Origin of the sequence: uncultured Campylobacter sp. (genome assembly GCF_938045595.1) — a bacterium.
Taxonomy (GTDB): Bacteria; Campylobacterota; Campylobacteria; order Campylobacterales; family Campylobacteraceae; genus Campylobacter_B.
Genome location: NZ_CALIBB010000141.1, coordinates 1 through 16,576, shown reverse-complemented (window position 1 = coordinate 16,576; position 16,576 = coordinate 1). Strand labels below are relative to the sequence as shown.

The 16,576-nt window shown below is 48.9% G+C and carries 17 protein-coding genes and 1 pseudogene; 2 read left to right on the top strand and 16 right to left on the bottom strand.

The genetic code is table 11. The features are described from left to right. Nucleotides 1–97: 97 nt before the first annotated feature. The 10 genes and pseudogenes from Q0340_RS06075 to Q0340_RS06030 all read right to left on the bottom strand — a co-directional run. A pseudogene (locus Q0340_RS06075) lies at nucleotides 98–472 on the bottom strand (RsmD family RNA methyltransferase); the annotation flags it as partial. Then, nucleotides 465–791, bottom strand: coding sequence for a hypothetical protein (locus Q0340_RS06070; RefSeq protein WP_298082563.1), 327 nt, complete (start codon nucleotides 789–791; stop codon nucleotides 465–467). The gene Q0340_RS06070 and the pseudogene Q0340_RS06075, both read right to left, overlap by 8 nt. Beyond that, nucleotides 791–1,888, bottom strand: a complete 1,098-nt coding sequence (locus tag Q0340_RS06065) for an SAM-dependent methyltransferase (RefSeq protein WP_298082562.1) — start codon at nucleotides 1,886–1,888, stop codon at nucleotides 791–793. Before Q0340_RS06065 ends, Q0340_RS06070 begins: the two co-directional genes overlap by 1 nt. After that, nucleotides 1,885–3,054: an acetylornithine transaminase gene (locus tag Q0340_RS06060; protein WP_298082561.1), complete on the bottom strand. Its 1,170-nt coding sequence runs from the start codon at nucleotides 3,052–3,054 to the stop codon at nucleotides 1,885–1,887. The genes Q0340_RS06065 and Q0340_RS06060 overlap by 4 nt, the downstream gene beginning before the upstream one ends. Beyond that, nucleotides 3,051–3,668 (bottom strand): TRIC cation channel family protein, encoded by a 618-nt coding sequence (locus Q0340_RS06055; RefSeq protein ID WP_298082560.1) that lies wholly within the window; start codon nucleotides 3,666–3,668, stop codon nucleotides 3,051–3,053. The genes Q0340_RS06060 and Q0340_RS06055 overlap by 4 nt, the downstream gene beginning before the upstream one ends. A gap of 584 nt (nucleotides 3,669–4,252) precedes the next feature. Further along, on the bottom strand, nucleotides 4,253–4,861 hold the full coding sequence (locus Q0340_RS06050; RefSeq protein WP_298082577.1) for an alpha/beta fold hydrolase: 609 nt from the start codon (nucleotides 4,859–4,861) through the stop codon (nucleotides 4,253–4,255). Nucleotides 4,862–4,866: 5 nt separating this feature from the next. Then, the gene (locus tag Q0340_RS06045; protein ID WP_298082559.1) at nucleotides 4,867–5,286 is read right to left on the bottom strand and encodes a hypothetical protein; all 420 of its coding nucleotides are present in this window, start codon (nucleotides 5,284–5,286) and stop codon (nucleotides 4,867–4,869) included. 67 nt (nucleotides 5,287–5,353) lie between these two features. Continuing rightward, nucleotides 5,354–5,941, bottom strand: a complete 588-nt coding sequence (locus Q0340_RS06040) for an NUDIX hydrolase (protein WP_297948819.1) — start codon at nucleotides 5,939–5,941, stop codon at nucleotides 5,354–5,356. Further along, nucleotides 5,926–7,305, bottom strand: coding sequence for a magnesium transporter (mgtE, locus tag Q0340_RS06035; RefSeq protein WP_298082558.1), 1,380 nt, complete (start codon nucleotides 7,303–7,305; stop codon nucleotides 5,926–5,928). Before mgtE ends, Q0340_RS06040 begins: the two co-directional genes overlap by 16 nt. 8 nt (nucleotides 7,306–7,313) lie before the next feature. Next, nucleotides 7,314–8,483, bottom strand: coding sequence for a peptidoglycan DD-metalloendopeptidase family protein (locus Q0340_RS06030; protein WP_005871954.1), 1,170 nt, complete (start codon nucleotides 8,481–8,483; stop codon nucleotides 7,314–7,316). A gap of 138 nt (nucleotides 8,484–8,621) precedes the next feature. On the opposite strand from Q0340_RS06030, the gene Q0340_RS06025 reads away from it, so the two are divergent. Together Q0340_RS06025 and Q0340_RS06020 are read left to right on the top strand one after the other, a co-directional pair. Beyond that, the gene (locus Q0340_RS06025; RefSeq protein WP_298082557.1) at nucleotides 8,622–9,350 is read left to right on the top strand and encodes a plasminogen-binding N-terminal domain-containing protein; all 729 of its coding nucleotides are present in this window, start codon (nucleotides 8,622–8,624) and stop codon (nucleotides 9,348–9,350) included. After that, entirely contained in the window at nucleotides 9,343–10,725 is a 1,383-nt protein-coding gene (locus Q0340_RS06020; RefSeq protein ID WP_298082556.1) for an FAD-linked oxidase C-terminal domain-containing protein, read from the top strand. The genes Q0340_RS06025 and Q0340_RS06020 overlap by 8 nt, the downstream gene beginning before the upstream one ends. Nucleotides 10,726–11,360: 635 nt before the next feature. On the opposite strand, the gene Q0340_RS06015 is transcribed toward Q0340_RS06020, so the two are convergent. From Q0340_RS06015 to Q0340_RS05990, 6 genes are all read right to left on the bottom strand, one after another. Further along, the gene (locus Q0340_RS06015; RefSeq protein WP_298082555.1) at nucleotides 11,361–12,047 is read right to left on the bottom strand and encodes a tetratricopeptide repeat protein; all 687 of its coding nucleotides are present in this window, start codon (nucleotides 12,045–12,047) and stop codon (nucleotides 11,361–11,363) included. A 773-nt stretch (nucleotides 12,048–12,820) separates the two neighbouring features. Next, nucleotides 12,821–13,189, bottom strand: a complete 369-nt coding sequence (locus Q0340_RS06010) for an EthD domain-containing protein (protein WP_298082554.1) — start codon at nucleotides 13,187–13,189, stop codon at nucleotides 12,821–12,823. 446 nt (nucleotides 13,190–13,635) lie between these two features. Beyond that, entirely contained in the window at nucleotides 13,636–14,028 is a 393-nt protein-coding gene (ruvX, locus tag Q0340_RS06005; RefSeq protein WP_298082553.1) for a Holliday junction resolvase RuvX, read from the bottom strand. A 153-nt stretch (nucleotides 14,029–14,181) separates the two neighbouring features. Beyond that, nucleotides 14,182–14,403 (bottom strand): hypothetical protein, encoded by a 222-nt coding sequence (locus Q0340_RS06000; protein WP_298082552.1) that lies wholly within the window; start codon nucleotides 14,401–14,403, stop codon nucleotides 14,182–14,184. A gap of 449 nt (nucleotides 14,404–14,852) precedes the next feature. Then, nucleotides 14,853–15,641: a DNA-processing protein DprA gene (locus tag Q0340_RS05995; protein WP_298082551.1), complete on the bottom strand. Its 789-nt coding sequence runs from the start codon at nucleotides 15,639–15,641 to the stop codon at nucleotides 14,853–14,855. Next, nucleotides 15,625–16,576: divergent polysaccharide deacetylase family protein (locus Q0340_RS05990; RefSeq protein WP_298082550.1), on the bottom strand; the 952-nt coding region annotated here is incomplete at its 5' end. The genes Q0340_RS05995 and Q0340_RS05990, both read right to left, overlap by 17 nt.

Here is a 16,576-nt window from a genome sequence, read left to right as displayed (position 1 = left end):
TTTCGCCGTCTAAATTTTCGTAGCAGGCGGCGTCGGCAGTGCGGTTTTTAAAATTTTTGCCGCTCAAATTTAGCGAATTCGCGCCCGAGCGTCCATTCATATCCGTTTGCAGCTCGTGTAAAATTTCGGGCAGTCGTTCAAAGCAATCGCCCAAAATCGCATTTGCACCGAGCCCAAAAAGCTCGAAATTTTTCCGCATGATCTTATGCGCGGCAGCGTCCTTTTCGATCGCATAAACGTTTTTTGCGCCGTTGCTTAGCGCTTCAAGCGCCATCGCACCGCTGCCGCCGAAGCACTCGATAAACGCCGCGCCGCGCAACTGCGCTCGCCACGTATCGAAAAACGAGCCCTTTACGATGCTTTTCGTGCTGCGTGTACTCGAAAGCGCGGGCAGAGAAAGCTTTTTGCCCTTATAGATGCCGCTTGAAATTTGCGTAAAGAGCGCGCCGTTAGGTTTGGAAAATTTAGCCATTTTGCCTTCTTAAAATTTCGATGATTTTTGCTTTAAACTCATCAAACAGCGCGCAAATTTCCTCTTCCGCCACGTCGTATTCGCTAAGATCCCGCTTTAGCGAGCCTTGAAAATCCTCTAGCCTCGATAACAACATCTGCTTGGAAAACGGCAGCGTCAAATCTCCGCCCTCGCCGATTAAAAATAGCGGTTTTGCCGAGCTTTGCGGCTCATCGCTTATCACAAAGTCGCAATCCTGCGCACTTGCGGCATGGTCTTTCAAAAACAACTCCAGCGTCCTTTGCAAAATTTCACAGTCGCAATCGATAAAAGCTTTCATCAAAGCCCCTTTTTAAATTTTATCATCTTAAACTTCTCGCCAAACTCCGCGCGCAGGTGATTGAACTGCAAAAGCGCGTTATGATAGCCCTTCTCGCCGCTTTTTTGCATAAAAAGCTCTAAAAGCTGGACCGCGCCGAAGTCTATCAAAGCTGCGATCTGTCTTTTAAAATCCGCCGTCACGGCGCCCGCGTCCTCAAACGCCGCGCGTAAAATTTCAAAATTTACGTCATAGGTAAGGTCGCTTTTGCCGTAAAAATCGCTCAAGTTTTGCACCTCAAAGAAGCTGAAAACCTCGTGGTTTCGGTAAATCCGCAGGCTAAAATCGCCGCTAGCGCCCATCTGTCCGTAATCAAAGGCGATGAAATAAAACCGCTGCGCGCTGGCGCAAATTTCGCGCGCAAAGCGAAAGTATCCGACCGGGATTTCGCCGCGCGAGATACCGAATCTACGCGCAAGGGTTAAAATTTCGCGTTCTTTTATGGGAGCAAATTTTGCCGCACCGCTTTCAATAAAAAGCATATTTTCACCGTCCACCGCCTCGCATTTAAAGGCGTCGAAAAGCTCATTTGCCACAAAGATCGCATCTTTAAATTTCGCCTCGCGCGCGCTTGCGAAATGCTTTGGCACGATTTCGCCGCCGAAGCTCTCCGCAAAGCTCGCCCGCTGTAGCTCGCGCAGACGCTCGTGCGGCTCGATGATTGCAAAGCTAAATCTATCAAGCGCCGCCGCGCCGCCTAGCGTAAAGATAGCTTGCGCTATGTCGCAAAGCAGTCGCCCGTCGTGCGAGCCGATCTCTACGATAGCGATTTTAGCGTTATTTTGCGGTTTTTTTGCAAGCGCGACATCTAAATTTAATTTGCCAGGATTAGCCGCAAGGTTTTGCCGCGACCTATCTGGGTTCGCCGCGGCGTCTAAGCTTAACTCTTGCGCCGCGCAAAAATCCGCGCTTAGGCACAAAATTTCGCGCGCGATGCAGATACCGAAGAAGCTCCCTACGCTTACGGCAGTATAAAAATCGCCGCTCTTGCCGATTTTAGCGGTATTTGCGTAGTAGCTCTCGTTAAGCCAGCCCTCGAAAAAATCGCTAAATTTCACGCCCGCACTATCTCGTCCAGGCTCTTGCGTAGGCGCGCAAAACCCTCTTTGATCTCCGGTTTTTTGATATTTAGCGCAGGCAAAAATCTAAGAGTGCGCTTGCCGGATTTTAGGATCAAAAGTCCGTTTTGCAGGGCTTTGTTAAAGATCTCGCCCAGATTTTTTTCATCGCGCAGCACGAGGCCTTGCATCAGACCGAGCCCCACGCGCTTTTCGATCAGGCTAGGATAGTCTGCGGCGAGCCCGTCTAGTTTTTTGATAAATCTTTTTATAGTCTTATCAAGCTTGCCGCTCGCTTTTAAAAACTGAAGCTGCGAAAGCACCGCAAGCGCCGTAGAGGTCGCCAAAAAGTTACCGCCGAAGGTGCTGCCGTGCTCGCCCGGAGCGAAAATATTTTGCTGCGCCACGCACGCGCCGATCGGCACGCCGCCCGCAAGACCTTTGGCAAAGGTGATGATGTCGGGGCGGATGCCGTAAATTTGCGACGTCGCAAACTCGCCCGTGCGATATACGCCGCACTGCACCTCGTCGGTGATCAAAAGCAGCTTTTTCTCTTTCAAAACCGCCGCCAGCCTTTGCACGCTCGCCTTATCCAGAGGCTTGATACCGCCCTCGCCCTGGACTAGCTCGATCATCACGGCGACGCTGTTTTCATCGATATGTGCGATGATCTCCTCGATATCGTCGAAAAATTTAAATCCGGGCATATAGGGCGCAAAAATTTCGGGATGAAATTTCTCCTGCCCCGTAGCTTGCAGCGTCGCTAGCGTGCGGCCGTGGAAGGAATTTCGCAGAGTTAGAATTTCAAATTTCTTATTAGGGAAGTTTACGGTGCCGTATTTACGCGCCATTTTGATCGCAGCTTCGTTCGCCTCCGCGCCAGAGTTACAAAATACGGCGTAGCTGCGATACCCCAAAAGCTCGCTAATCTTTTGAGCCAGGGCTTCTTGAGGCAGAATTCTATAGATATTCGAGCCGTGGATGATCTGTGCGGCTTGCGTGCCGATCGCTTCCAACACGATTTCATTTGCGTGCCCCAGGCAGTTTACGCCGATGCCTGCGCCAAAATCCACGTAGTCCTTGCCCGCTTCGTCATAGACTATCGAGCCCTCGCCTCTTACCAGCGCCACGTTTACGCGCGCGAAATTATCCATCAAATAGTTCATTTTTTATACTCCACTTTAGGCAGATGCCAAGATTTGTAATAAGCCACCATGCGAAACGCAACCCCTAAAATCAGCAAAATAAGCACCGAAACTACGCCGCTAAGCCCCAATCCATCAAGCACGAAATATATCAAGCCCACGCCCATGCTTATCGTGCCATAAAGCCCCGTATGCAAAAACCACGGCACTTCGTTCAGCAGTACGTCGCGCAAAATACCGCCGCCCACGCCGTTGCAAAACGCGATCAGCACCACGCCGAAAACGTTGTGATTGTAACTTAGCGCGACCATCGCTCCCACGATCGAAAAGCTTACGACGTCGATCGCATCGGTTAGAATAAATAAAAATTTACCCTCTAAATCGCGGTTTTCGTAAAGTTTGGCGAAAATGGCTACGGCACTTACCGCAAGCACGATCGTTACGGGCGCATAGTGCGTAAACGAGTAGATCTCGCGACTTACCAAGGTGTCGCGCATGATCCCGCCGCCAAGCGCCGTCAAAAACGCCGCGATAAAGATCCCAAGCCAATCGCAGCCCTTCTTTACGCCGAATAAAAACCCGCTAAGCGCCGCCGAAGCGATGCCTACGCACTCCGTAAACTCTAAAATACTCATATCACAAACCGCTAAAATCCTTTTAAAAACGCATTTTACAACAACTAAATATAAATTTCGGTAAAGCGCGACGAGCGGGAGAAATTTAGGCGCTGCGGTATAAATTTAAAGCGGCGGATAAAATTTGAGCGCGGCGAATTAGAATTCTACGAGATAGAATTTTACGAAACAGAATTTTGCTAGATAAAATTTTACGCGGCAGAATTCTATGCGGATAAAATACGGCGCCGCTTCCGCGTAAATATAAAATTTAGACTTGAAATTTATAAACGGCTGCGGAGATAAAATTTCACAGAATTTTATCGCGGTTAAAACATACGGCGTCGCGACCTAGCGCAAATTTTAGTTTGAAATTTCGGCATAACTGAGCTAAAAAGAATTTAACGCTACAAAATTGACTCTGTGCTTACGCCAACGGCGCATAAATTTTGATTTGAAATTGCGCCCTTGTTTTGGCGCCGTGTTTTTCCGCTATAAAATTTCATGCGATTTTACGACGACCTAGCCCGCGCGGAATTTTACGTAAAATTTTAAAATTTAGCGGTCGAATTTTTGCATGGAATTTTACGCCGAGCTCCGCTAGATTAGCGCAGCCTCTTTTTTAAAATTTCCCAAATACCGGGCATTGCCAGCAGTCCATTATGCCGCGCGTCTGGTATTTCATAAAATAGATCGCCCGCCTTAAGAGACCCCGCAAGATCGCGGCAGTGGTGCACCGGTATCAGCTCATCTGCGGCTCCGTGGATGAGCGTGATCTGCGTACCGCGTGCCGCTTGCAAAAATTCCGCAGTCGGAATCTTATAGCGGATCAAAAATTTCGGCACGAAGGGGATTTTTTCGTGCGCAAGCCGCTCGAAGCTAAAATATGGCGCGAGCAAAATCAGCCGCGCCGCGTCCCACTTCGCAGCCTGCTGTGCCGCGATGCCGCTTCCGATCGAGTAGCCGATCATCGCGAGCTTCCTTGGCGAATGCTGCGCTAAAACATAGCGGCTCATCGCATCGGCGCTCGCAAAAAGCTGCTGCTGCGATGAAATTTTGCCGTCTGATTTGCCGTAGCCCGGGTAATCGAAAATATAAAAATCGTATCCCAAAGCCGCAAAATCCGCGCCGTATGCGCCCCAGCCGCTCACGTCGCCGAAGTTGCCGTGAAAGAACAAAATCGCGCCTTTAGGCTCTGCCGCGCTAAATTTCAGCCCGTTTATAAACCCGCCCTGATCTCTTGAAATTTTATCGCAGCAGCGTTTGCATTATTGCCCGCAGCGCCGTTTCCTGCGGCATTTTCGCCGACGCGCTCGCCGCTAGTTTGGGTGTTTTCATTTTTGATCTTATCAGCTACGACGCCGCTTTCTTTTGTGCCGCTCGCTGCGGGAGCGCCTTCGTCTGCTGCACCGTTTGTAGAGGCGCCATTTTGCATAGCGGACGACGGCGTATCTAAATGCTCGTCGTTCTCGGGCACATTCACAACTCCTGCAAATTCGGAATTTTCAAAGCTAAATTTGAAGTTTTTATCCAGTGGCTCGCCCAAAAATATCAGCCGTTCCTGAAAGATATAAAGTGCTGCCGCGATCGCCGCATAAAGGCACGCCGCGATAATACACAGCCTAAGTAAAACCCTCATCGCCGTCCTTTAAATTTAAAGCCGAGACGCAAAAGCGCGCGATAGCACACGAAATTCCATCTCGCAGCTAAGCTTTAAACTCGCTCAAAAACCACTGAAATGCTAGGATGAGCCCCGGCGCGCGCACGATCTTTTCGTCGAACATAAACTCCCGCGCCTTGGCTGCAGGCAGGTAGAAAAGCTCGATCTTCTCGCCGTCCACGCCGCCGCCGCGACCTAGCTTCATCGATTCGTCGATGCACGCGAAGTATAAAATTTGACGGTTCGCCGCAAAGCCCAGGGCGCTGTAGTAGCTCGTAATAAATTTCAGATCTTTCACGGCGTATCCCGTCTCTTCGAGCACCTCTTCGATCGCCGTTTGCTCCTCGCTGATGCCCTTGTCTAAAATGCCAGCGCAAAGCTCATAGGTGTAGCCCTTTTCGGGCGAGTTGATTAAGCCTTCCTCTTGATAAAACCATACGCTGGGGCGAAACTGCTTGACGAGCAAGAGCGCGTCGCGCTGCGTATGGTAGAGCAAAATCGAGACGCTATCGTGCACCTTGACGCAGTCCCACGCGCGCGCTACGCCGTCCATTTCGAAGCTCAAGCGAAAGGGTTTAACAAAATTAGAGCTTTTAAGCTCGGAAATTTTAAAATTTTTTATAGTAGTATCCATGTCGCAAGTCCTAAAAAGCTGAAAAATCCCACGATATCCGTTACTGTGGTAAGCAGTACGGAGCTGCCGACGGCGGGGTCGATATTTAATTTTTTAAGCGTGATCGGAATGACGGCGCCGAAAAGCCCCGCAAGAGTTAAATTTAGCACCATCGACATCGCAATCACCAGCCCCAAAAGCTTAATGCCGAACCAAAAATACGCCACAAACCCCATCAGCGTGGCAAAAATGAGGCCGTTTATGAAAGCGATCGTGATCTCGCGAAAGAGAACCTGCTTTTTGTCTTTAAACGCTATCTCGCCCAAGGCTAGGCGGCGCACGGTTACGGTAAGCGCCTGCGTGCCGGTGTTACCGCCCATGGAGGCGACTATTGGCATAAGCACGGCGAGCGCGACCAGCTTTTCGATAGTGGCGTCAAAAAGCCCGATGATCGTGGAGCTTACGATCGCCGTGCATAAATTTACCGCTAGCCACACAGCGCGCGCGCGACCCGCCTTAAAGATCGTAGTCTCGTCGTCTTCGGCTTCGTCATCGACGCCCGCGAGGTTGTAAATTTGCTCGGTGGCGCGCTCTTGGATGAGATCGTGGATATCATCGGCGGTGATACGCCCGATAAGCACGCCGTTAGCATCGACAACGGGGATGACGTTAAGATCGAATTCTTCAAAGTCCTTGATCACGTCGTCGATCTTGTCGGTATCGGTGGCGAAGTGGATTTTGTTTTCGGCGCCGAATTTTTGTGAAATTTGCTCCAGCGTGAGCGAGAAATCGTATAAAATCAGATCGGATGTCGAAAAGCTCGTAAGCAGATGCCCCTTTTTATCGAGCACGAAGAGCTGAAAGACGTTCTCGATCTCGTCCTTTTCGCGCATAACGCGCAGCATCTCGACCGCCTGCCCCAGGGTCTGATCCTGCCTCGCGCTAAAAACCTCGGTCTGCATATACGCGCCCGCCTCATCTTCGCTATATTTGGAGATAGTAAGAATATCGTGGCGATCGTCCTCGTCAAGCCCATAGAAAATCTGCTCGGCCTTGTCCTCGTCGATTTCGCCGATATTTTGCAAAAGCTCCGCCTGATCGTCGCTTTCGAGCTCCTCGATCGCTTTGACGATCTTTTCGTGAGGCAGAGTTTCGATGACATCTTCGAGCATATGCTCGGGCATCTCAAGCGCAGCATCGGCAAGATCCTCAGGATCTAGCTTTTTTAAGAATTCTACGTATTTTTCTTCGTCATGCTTTTTTAGAGTTTTTAAATGCTCCGTAAGATCGGCGGCGCTCAGCTCATGCTCAAGCGTATCGTCCAAGTGCGCATCAAGAAGCGCTTTGGCTTCCTCGACGTCGTCCAGCTGCTCTTTATTTTCCATTTTAAGCCTTAATTTATCGTGATAAGCGACTCGTAGTTTTCAAATTTAGCAGGGTTTTTCGAGCCGTCTTTAGCCGCAGCCATTCTAGCGTCCATATCTTTGACGAGAGCTTTAAATTTAAGCTCCTCGGCGCTTATAACGTTAGTTTTTTCAATCTTGACTACCTTAAGCGGATCTATCGCCTGCTTATTTTTATAAAGTCCGAAGTGCAGATGCGGTCCCGAACTAAGCCCGGTCGAGCCCACATAAGCGATTAGCTGACCTTGCTTGACGCTAACGCCTGCTTTTGTACCACTAGCAAAGCCGCTAAGATGTGCATAAAGCGTGCTAATGCCGCCGCCGTGGTTGATCTCTACGGTATTGCCGTAGCCGTTTTTACGCCCTACGAAGCTAATCTTGCCCGCCCCTGCGGCATTTACCCTAGTGCCTTTGGGAGCTGCATAATCCACGCCTAAGTGCGCGCGATATCGCTTTAAAATCGGATGAAATCTTTTAGGGGTAAAATAGGATGAAATTCTAGTATAAACAAGCGGCGTAATCAGCAGAAAAGATTCGACCTTTTTGCCGCTTCGGTCGTAGTATTTATCGTCGAAAAAATATAGCGATTTGGGCTTTTTATTTTCCTCGATCATTCCTGCGGTGATATTTACTCCGCCAAAAGGCTTGCCAAGGCGCGTCTTTTGCTCATACAGAATCACAAGCCGATCGCCCTTTTGCAGCTTTTTAAAATTTACCTCGTTTTTAAAAACAAGCATAAACTCATTCGCTAAAGCCGCATTGCCCGTAGCTTTGATGATATCTTGATAGGGCGAGCTTTCGATCTGAATTCCTAAAGAGTAGCTGTTTTCCTCATAAACTATCGGAGTATAAACGAATCTAAAAGTGCCGAATTTATCGCGGTAGATGTGGATCTGAAGCTCCTCGCTGACAGGGATTAGCAGCTGGGAGACGCGACCTGCTGGATCACGCAAAATTTGACACTCCACGCCCGCGCGCACCTCAGCGGCAAGCTCTTGATCCTCTTTATCCAGGTCGTAATATACAGACGCGGGAATGCCCGCAGTTTCCATAAATTGCAGCAGACTCACGCCATCTGGCCAGGCAAACTTCTCTACGCTGGGGTTATTCGCAAAAACTACGCCTATCCACAGAAAAAGCAATATAAAAATTCTAGTCATATAAAACCGCTTTGAAATATTATTTTAAGGCGGGATTGTAACGAAAAAACGCTTATATTTCGTAAATACCGCGGAATTTTATCGCTAATTTCAAAGTTTTATGTATAATTAGCCGAAATTTTATTCAGGAGTAGAATTTTGAAAAAAGCTTTACTTATTTTAGGCCTATTTTTAAGTGCGGCGATAGGGGCGGAATTTAACATGCCGCGATACGAAACCGCCCTACTTAGTGTAAAGGATGGTTCGGGCGAGATTGCAGATAGCCCTACGATTGCCGTAGGCAGCAGCGGAGTGGTGATGCATAATTTCGGTAGCGGCGCAAGCTCCATCATCGCGCGCGCAGTCGTGACGCAAAAAAGCGCAGGCAAGGCAAAGGTGCGATTTGAGGTCTTTGATATGTTAGCTCAAGAGGCGCTGCCACTGCCTAAAATTTTACCCTCAAGCGGCGATAAAGTGATCTTAAATTTCCTCTATGACCGCGCCATAATCGTCGCGCCTAACGCTGAAATTTACGAGCAGGTTATCAAGGCTTTTCCAAATATAAATTTTATCCACCCAGATCTTGGCGGCGCCTATCTTAGCTACAACCACAAGCCAAATCCCAGCCGTGACGATTTTCGTAAAATTTGCGCGCAAAACAGCGCCGGACTGATTTTTATCGCGATGGATAAACAAGGCGTATTTGCCGACTGCGGTAGTTTCAAGCCTTTGCGTACGTTTGCTAGCGGCGGCGTGGCTTATTATCAGCTGCCATTTTACTCGCGCGTGGGCGAGATAAAGACCGTCATTTGGGACTTTACTAACGGCCCTATCAGCGATTACGACAAACACTACCGCTATTTGCTAGGCTTAGACGGCGATGAATAGCGCCGCGCGAGCGTTTTTTACAAATCTATTAGGCGCGGATAACGCCTATTTTGACGAGGCTCATCGCACAGCATACTGCTACGACGCGACGAAAAGACGCTGCCTGCCGGACGGCGTGCTTTTCCCGCGAAGTGAAGACGATGTTAGTCAAATTTTAAAATTCTGCAACGAAAATTTAATCCCTGTAGTTCCAAGAGGCGCAGGTAGCGGTTTTACGGGTGGATCTTTAGCCGCAAACGGCGGAGTGATTTTGGCATTTGAAAAACATATGAATAAAATTCTAGAAATCGACATGCAAAATCTACTCGCCGTAGTCCAACCCGGCTGCATAAATATCGATCTGCAAAAAGCAGCCGCAGCGCGCGGGCTTTTTTATCCGCCCGATCCCGCAAGTCAGGATTATTCCACGCTAGGAGGCAATGTCGCCGAAAACTCCGGCGGTATGCGCGCCGCAAAATACGGCATCACCAAAGACTACGTAATGGCACTGCGTGCGGTACTGCCTAATGGAGAGGTGATCCGAGCGGGCAAACGCACTATCAAAGATGTCGCAGGCTTCAACGTGGCAGGAATTTTAATCGCAAGCGAAGGCGCGCTTGCCGTCATCACCGAAATCACGCTCAAACTAATCCCGATGCCAAAGCTTAAAAAGACCGCGATGGGCGTTTTTCCTAGCGTAGATGCAGCAATGAATGCCGTGTATAAGACGATGGCTGCCGGTATCACGCCCGTGGCGATGGAATTTTTAGACGCGCTGTGCATAGCCGCGGTCGAGGAGAAATTTCACAAGGGCTTGCCGAAGGGTGCGGGCGCGATTTTGATCTGCGAAACCGACGGCAATTTAGAAGCAGTGCTTTTGGAGGAGCTCGCGCTCATAAAAGAAATTTTCGTTCAAAACGGCGCGAGCGACTTTCGCATCGCAGAAAGCGAAGAGGAGCGTGCGGGCATTTGGTTTGCGAGACGCAACTGCTCGCAGGCGATCAATATCTACGGCACGCTTAAGCTAAATGAGGACATCACCGTCCCGCGCTCGCAGCTGCCCGAGCTACTGCGCCGTATCGCGCGCATCGGCGATAAATACGGCGTGCGTGTGCCCTGCTTCGGGCACACGGGCGACGGAAATGTCCACACCAACGTCATGGTCGCCGACAAAAAAGATGAAGCTCAGGTGCGACGCGGACATGACGCAATCACCGAAATTTTCAAAGCTGCAGTTGATCTTGGCGGTACGCTCAGCGGCGAGCACGGCATCGGGCTAAGCAAAGCAGAATTTATGCCACTAGCTTTTAGCGCAGCAGAGATGGAGCTATTTCGCGCAATCAAAAGGGCGTTCGATCCAAAAGGCATCTTAAATCCCGGAAAAATGGGGCTTTAAATTAGGATCGTCATCCAACTTCTACGGTGATTTGAAATCGATTTATCCCGTTTACCCTATCTAAAATTTTACTTTCTTACAATATGCCTGCTTAAAATTTATCTTGCTTGCAATTTAGCTTATTTACAGGCTACTTCGAGTTAGTTTTAAGCTTGATCTACCCATTTACAGATCGATTTTGCTTGCTTTGCGATGAATAATTTTACTTGTTTATTGATAGATTCCATCCACTTGATAATTGATTTTACTTACTTCGCAGATTGATTATCCCGTGCGATCTTCTTCGGATATTTTTGCCATATCAGCTGTGATTACATAGCTACTCGCTAGTTTGCGCAATTTTTTCTCTTTCAGGGATGCACTAAGATTATGATTAAATCCCTATATCGCGATGGATAAGTCTATGATAAGTCAAAATTCTGTCAATAAAATCCACAGCATAGATTAAATTCTAAACTTCCAAGATACTGAAATTTTAAAATCACTATCTATCGATATTATCGCAATATGCGAAATTTCAGCAATAAAATTTTAAATACGAAATTCCGCGGAATTCCATAAAATTCCATAAAGCTCCGTCAAATTTCTAAGTTAATTTCGATCCCGCCTTCTTACCGTCGAGCTAGCCCTGCCATCTATTTAGTAGCATTAGCCTCGCTTGCATTTATTTTATTCATCGCAGCTACTACGTTGCAGCTAAACTCCGCTCCCAGTTTGCAAGCCTTGTCGTAGTAGATCATCGCCTTATCCAGATCTGGCTCGCCAAATTCCTTCTTTGAATACGCTAGCCCGACCCTTTGGCATCCCTCTGCCAAAGCAGCATCGCAAGATTTTAGGAAAAACTTAAGAGCGCCATGATAGTCTTTTTCTTCGTAGCTAGCGACCGCAGCGTTTAAGCAGCCCTCGCCTAGTCCCAAATCGCATGATTTGGCAAAAAATGCGAACGTATTTTTCTTATCGGCATTTTTATAAGAGATTATCGCGGCGTTGTAGCAAGCTTTGGCGGCTCCCAGCTCGCACGCTTTGGAATAAAACCGCGCGGACTTGCCCTTATCTTTTGTAGTTTTATATAAATTTTGCTCGTCGTAATATAAATCCCCCGCGATAGCACAGCTATTTTCCAGCCCTGCTTCGCAAGCTTTTTCAAACGGCTTTTTCGCTGCCTCATAATCGCGCTCCTCAAGCAAATATGCTCCGTAGTCTTCGCACGAATTAGCCCTACCGATGCCGCATCCGACAAACGAGACCCCTTGCGGGAAAAATATCTGCGCGAGCAAGTAGGCTGCTACGATTAGTGCGGTAATCGACGCTAAAATTTTCATTTTTGCTCCTTTTAAATTTTAAAAATAATTATAGCAAAAAGCGAGGGATAAAATTTTAATTTTTGATAATAGCTGTGAAATTTGCGGTGAAATTCCTGCAAAATTTCTATCAAAATCCCAAGCAAAATTTTAAATAAAATTTTAAACGGAGCTTTGAGCTGAATTTCAAAAAGACAAATTAAAATTTTACTTGCAAGATTGTTTTTATGGCTGGCTTGCCTCAATTTTTACTCGCACCGTCTATGCGGCATCCACGGCGCCTGCAGTATTTATAATAAAGCATTTAATCCTGAGGTCTGAAACACCTACGGACTCTACAATGGTAATTTATCAGGGCGACAATCTAATGCGTAAAATATTTTGTTGCATACCAAGCCCGCGACAAGCATCTTGCCGTGCCCTAGAAAACTTTTGAAAATTTCGCATTGCTGCTTAAAAATTTTAAAAAATTTTATGCCACCGCCCTTTAAGTTTTATCTTATAAATAGGCTTTTCTATGCCAAAATCGCAAGCGTAATGCGTCTTTGGGTATTTTGGCTCAATACCCAGGATTCTTAGATCGCACCACTTAGATATGTGAGTCTTAAAATAATTTAAACCGCGCAGTATCTGTATAGCGCATGTAAATTTCATCTATGTAGGTTGCGACTGAGATTTCAGCCGCGCAAGCCCAGCTCGTAAAATTCTGCTAGTTTTAAAACCCAAATGCCACGTAGAATTCTATCCATTTAAAGAGCCTTACTTCAAAATTTATTCGCTGCAAGCCGCGCTCCCTAGCGCTCAAACTCTATCACAGCCTCCTCCTCGCCGAACCACATCACGCAGTTTTTCATATCGCAAAACTTCGCCTCATCCGCCATCAGCTCCGTTAGCACCGCTCGCGCCGCCTCACTGTTTCGCGCATCCGCAAACGCCTGCACGCTCTCATACCACAGCTCGCCCATCGCATCGTAGTCAAACGCCGCCGTCTCGCGCTTGGTGCTTTGTCCCTCGGGGAAAACGGGCATGGTTTTTGCATAGCGGACGATATTTAGTGCCTTTTGATTAGCCAAAACCTTTTGCGAATGCGCCTCCCAGTGCGCCAAAAACTCCTGCTGCGTGATGTTCGGCGCCTTTTTTACTAACATCGTGATCTTAAACATAACCGCTCCCTAAATGAAATTTATCGCAAAATTTGCGCCCTATTCTATGATGCATCCGCATTTTTGCAATTTTGCTTAGTATTCTTTGCGTCTAAATAGACCTTGAAAAAACTTAAATAGCAGCCGTGCGCGCGAGCACAAATCGCCAAAAATGCATAAACCTCGCCGTTTACAACTTAAATCGCTGTCAATCTCACTTAGTTTAACTACCTAAAGCGCCATTTACGGCTGCAGTCGAAATAAATTCCGCAGGCTCTTTGCGGGCAAAGCAAAATTTTGCCAAGCTTTAGCGAACGATGAAAATTTTACCGACTTTTGACGCGCATAAATTCCGTCCGTTTAGGCGGGCAAGATAAAATTTTGCAAGCATTAAGTGATCGGCAAAACAGACGAATGGCAATTCTTTCTTGCGCAGCCGCGCGCGAATTGCGTTGCTACGCACGCGTCTAACCCTTGCTCGCCAAAAACCTCTGCAAAATTATCGTCGCGGCGATGCTATCAAAGCGCGGATCTTTGCCGCCGCCTTTAGCGCCTTTGCTCGCAAACTCCGCCGCTTCGGCGCTCGAAAAGCTCTCGTCTTGGAATTTTATCTCGCCGTCAAAATCCAGCAGCGAGGCGAAGTGGCGTATGCGCCTGCTCATCTCCTCCTCGCTCGCCCCGCCGCGCGGCACGCCCAGCACGAGCACGCTGGCGCCCTTTTCGCGCAGCAGTTCGCTTAGCTCGCGCGCGGCTTGGGTGCGGTTTTTGCGCAGGATCGGCTCGCACGGAAGCGGCGTCTTATCATCCGGTGCCGCCGCCACGCCGATACGTTTAAGCCCAAGATCGATCGCAACTATCAAATTTTATCCTTTACTTACATTAAATTTTATGGAATTTTACGTTTCGCCATTAAAATTATGCCACCAAAATTCCGCGATCGGAATTTCATAGCTAAATTTTATCGCAGAATTTAGCTGCGGAATTTATGAAATTTTATACGAAATTGACATAAATTACACTCGCTCGCACCGCTTGCGAGCTATTAAATTTAGCGTGCCACGAGCTTCAAATTCCAAAATTTCGATCGCCGCGCCCGGCTCAGTACATCCGCACTGAGTCCACGCAAGCTGCACGTAAGCGACACCCAAACTCACGGCGGGCATAAATCCTGCCGTGCAGGTGCCGGACGTGCAACCAACCCACCCCACGTAAAACCAAAATTTTAAAGCCCACACTCACGCGACGGAGCAGATACAAGCCCCCCCTACGCTTTATAACTCGTAAAATTTTGCCGCCGTGACCAAAATTTTCTCTTGCGGCAAATTTAGCCTACCACACTCGCGCTGAAATTCGTAGCCAAATTTACCCGCAAAAATTTAGCACGATAGGCAAACAAACATTTAAACGCTATTTCAGAAAATTTCATGCATTTTAAAGCTTAAATTCTGCGCCGCAAAGTATTTATAGATCGCGAGAAGCATTCACAAACCGATCATTACCGCAAGCGGAGGCAAGCGGCGCTGCACAAACAAGCCGCGCGGGTTTGTTTTAAGCTCAAGTGCTACTTGCGGAAGGTAAAATTTTACCGAGCCGCCTTTTTCTAAATTTAAACTCCGACCGCATAGACTACGCGCCGTGCAAACAAGCCGTGCGCAAGTCATAGCGAGCAAACGCCGCTCATCAGCTATTTTGCCACTATCTTTGCGCCTAAAATTTCGATCCTGCCTTCAAGCTCGTATTCGTAAATTTTATCGCCGAAGCGCTCGATCGCCGCTTGCAGATCGGAATTTAGCGCTAAAAATTCCATCACCTCATCCTGCGCGCGCTCAGTGTTTTGCGGCGTCTGCGGAGCTAAAGAAGCCACAAACTCGCCAAAATCCGCGATCAGCCGCGCCTGAGACTTTGCGAGCAGATCGTTCGTGCCCGTGCTCTCGTCCATGCGGTGCGGCAGCACGTAGACGGGTATACCCATCTCGCGGGCCAGGCGCGCGCTTTGCAGCGAGCCGCTGCGAGGCTCGGCTTGAGCGACGATCAGCGCTTCTGACAACGCCACGACGATGCGGTTGCGCTGCAAAAACTGAAATCCGCGCGCGCTCACGCCGTCCTCATACTCGCTAAGCGCGAGGCTGCGCTCGTAAATTTTGCCGATCATGGCGGCGTTTTGCGCGGGATAAATTTGATCAAGGCCGTTTCCAAAAACCGCGATCGTGTTTGGAAACGCCCCTTCGTGCGCAGCTATGTCGCAGCCGATCGCTGCGCCGCTTACGACGCAAAAGTCCGCATCGCTCAAAGCGCGCGCGAGGCGCAGAATCAAATTTTTGCTATAAACGCTCATCTTGCGCGAGCCCACGATCGAGATGCGGCGCTTTTGCAGTAGCGCCGGCTCGCCCCTAAAATACAGCTGCGCGGGCTCGCTCGCACCGAGCCTTGCTAGGCTTTGAATTTTAAAACTAAGCTCACTCGTAGTACTCATAAATTTCGTCCAAATAGACCAAATCGACCTCGCCTAGGATGTCGGCGCTGTTTGCAAGCGCGCGCAGAGTGGAGCTTTTGGGATGGCCGATAGCAATGGCGTAACCCTGCTTTTTAGCAAGCGCGACGGCTTCACGCAGCTTTTTGCGCACCGCAGCGACGCTGTTTTGATTATCTAAAAACACATCGCGATGTACGTATCGCATGCCGAGCCCCTTCATCGCCGCTTTGGCCTTGGTAGCGGGGCTCGTGCGCGAGTCGATAAATAAAAATCCATGCTCGTTCATCGCGCGCAGCAGGTTTTGCATCGCGCGCTCGTCGGCGGTAAATTTAGAACCGGTGTGGTTGTTTATAAATTTAGCGTTCGGAAAGTCCGCGCGCAGCTTGGCTATGACGCCGCGCAGCTTCTCGTAATTATCCGAAGCTCGCAGCGTCGCGGAGTTATTTTTGGCGGAGCTCGCCTCCATCGGCAGGTGGATCGCGTAATGCTCAAAGCCGCGAGCGAGCGAGCGCGTGTCCTTGCGCTGATACTCGGGCGGGAAGATGGACGGCGTCACGCGCACGGGTAGCGCAGCGATCTTTTGCGCCTGCTCGCCGGTACCTACGTCGTCGATGATGATCGCTAGCTTTGCGCGAGAGCCTGCAGGCAATGCTTTGCGCGGAGATTTAGAAAGATCGTCCGCGCCGCTAGAAGCATGGCTTTGCGCGGTAGAATTTATGGAATTTCCTGGAGCGGAATTTGACGCGGTAAAATTTACGTCAGATCCGTCGCTCGCCGAATTTGCGGCGGCGGAATTTGCGGAAGCCATAGAATTTGCGGAATTTTGCGAATCGCCGTTTGCAGAATTTTGCCTCGCTAAATTTTGTCTTGCGGAATTTTGCGAGGCAGGCTCTACGGGAAGCTTCGGCGCGGTTACGTTTTGCTCGGCGATCTTA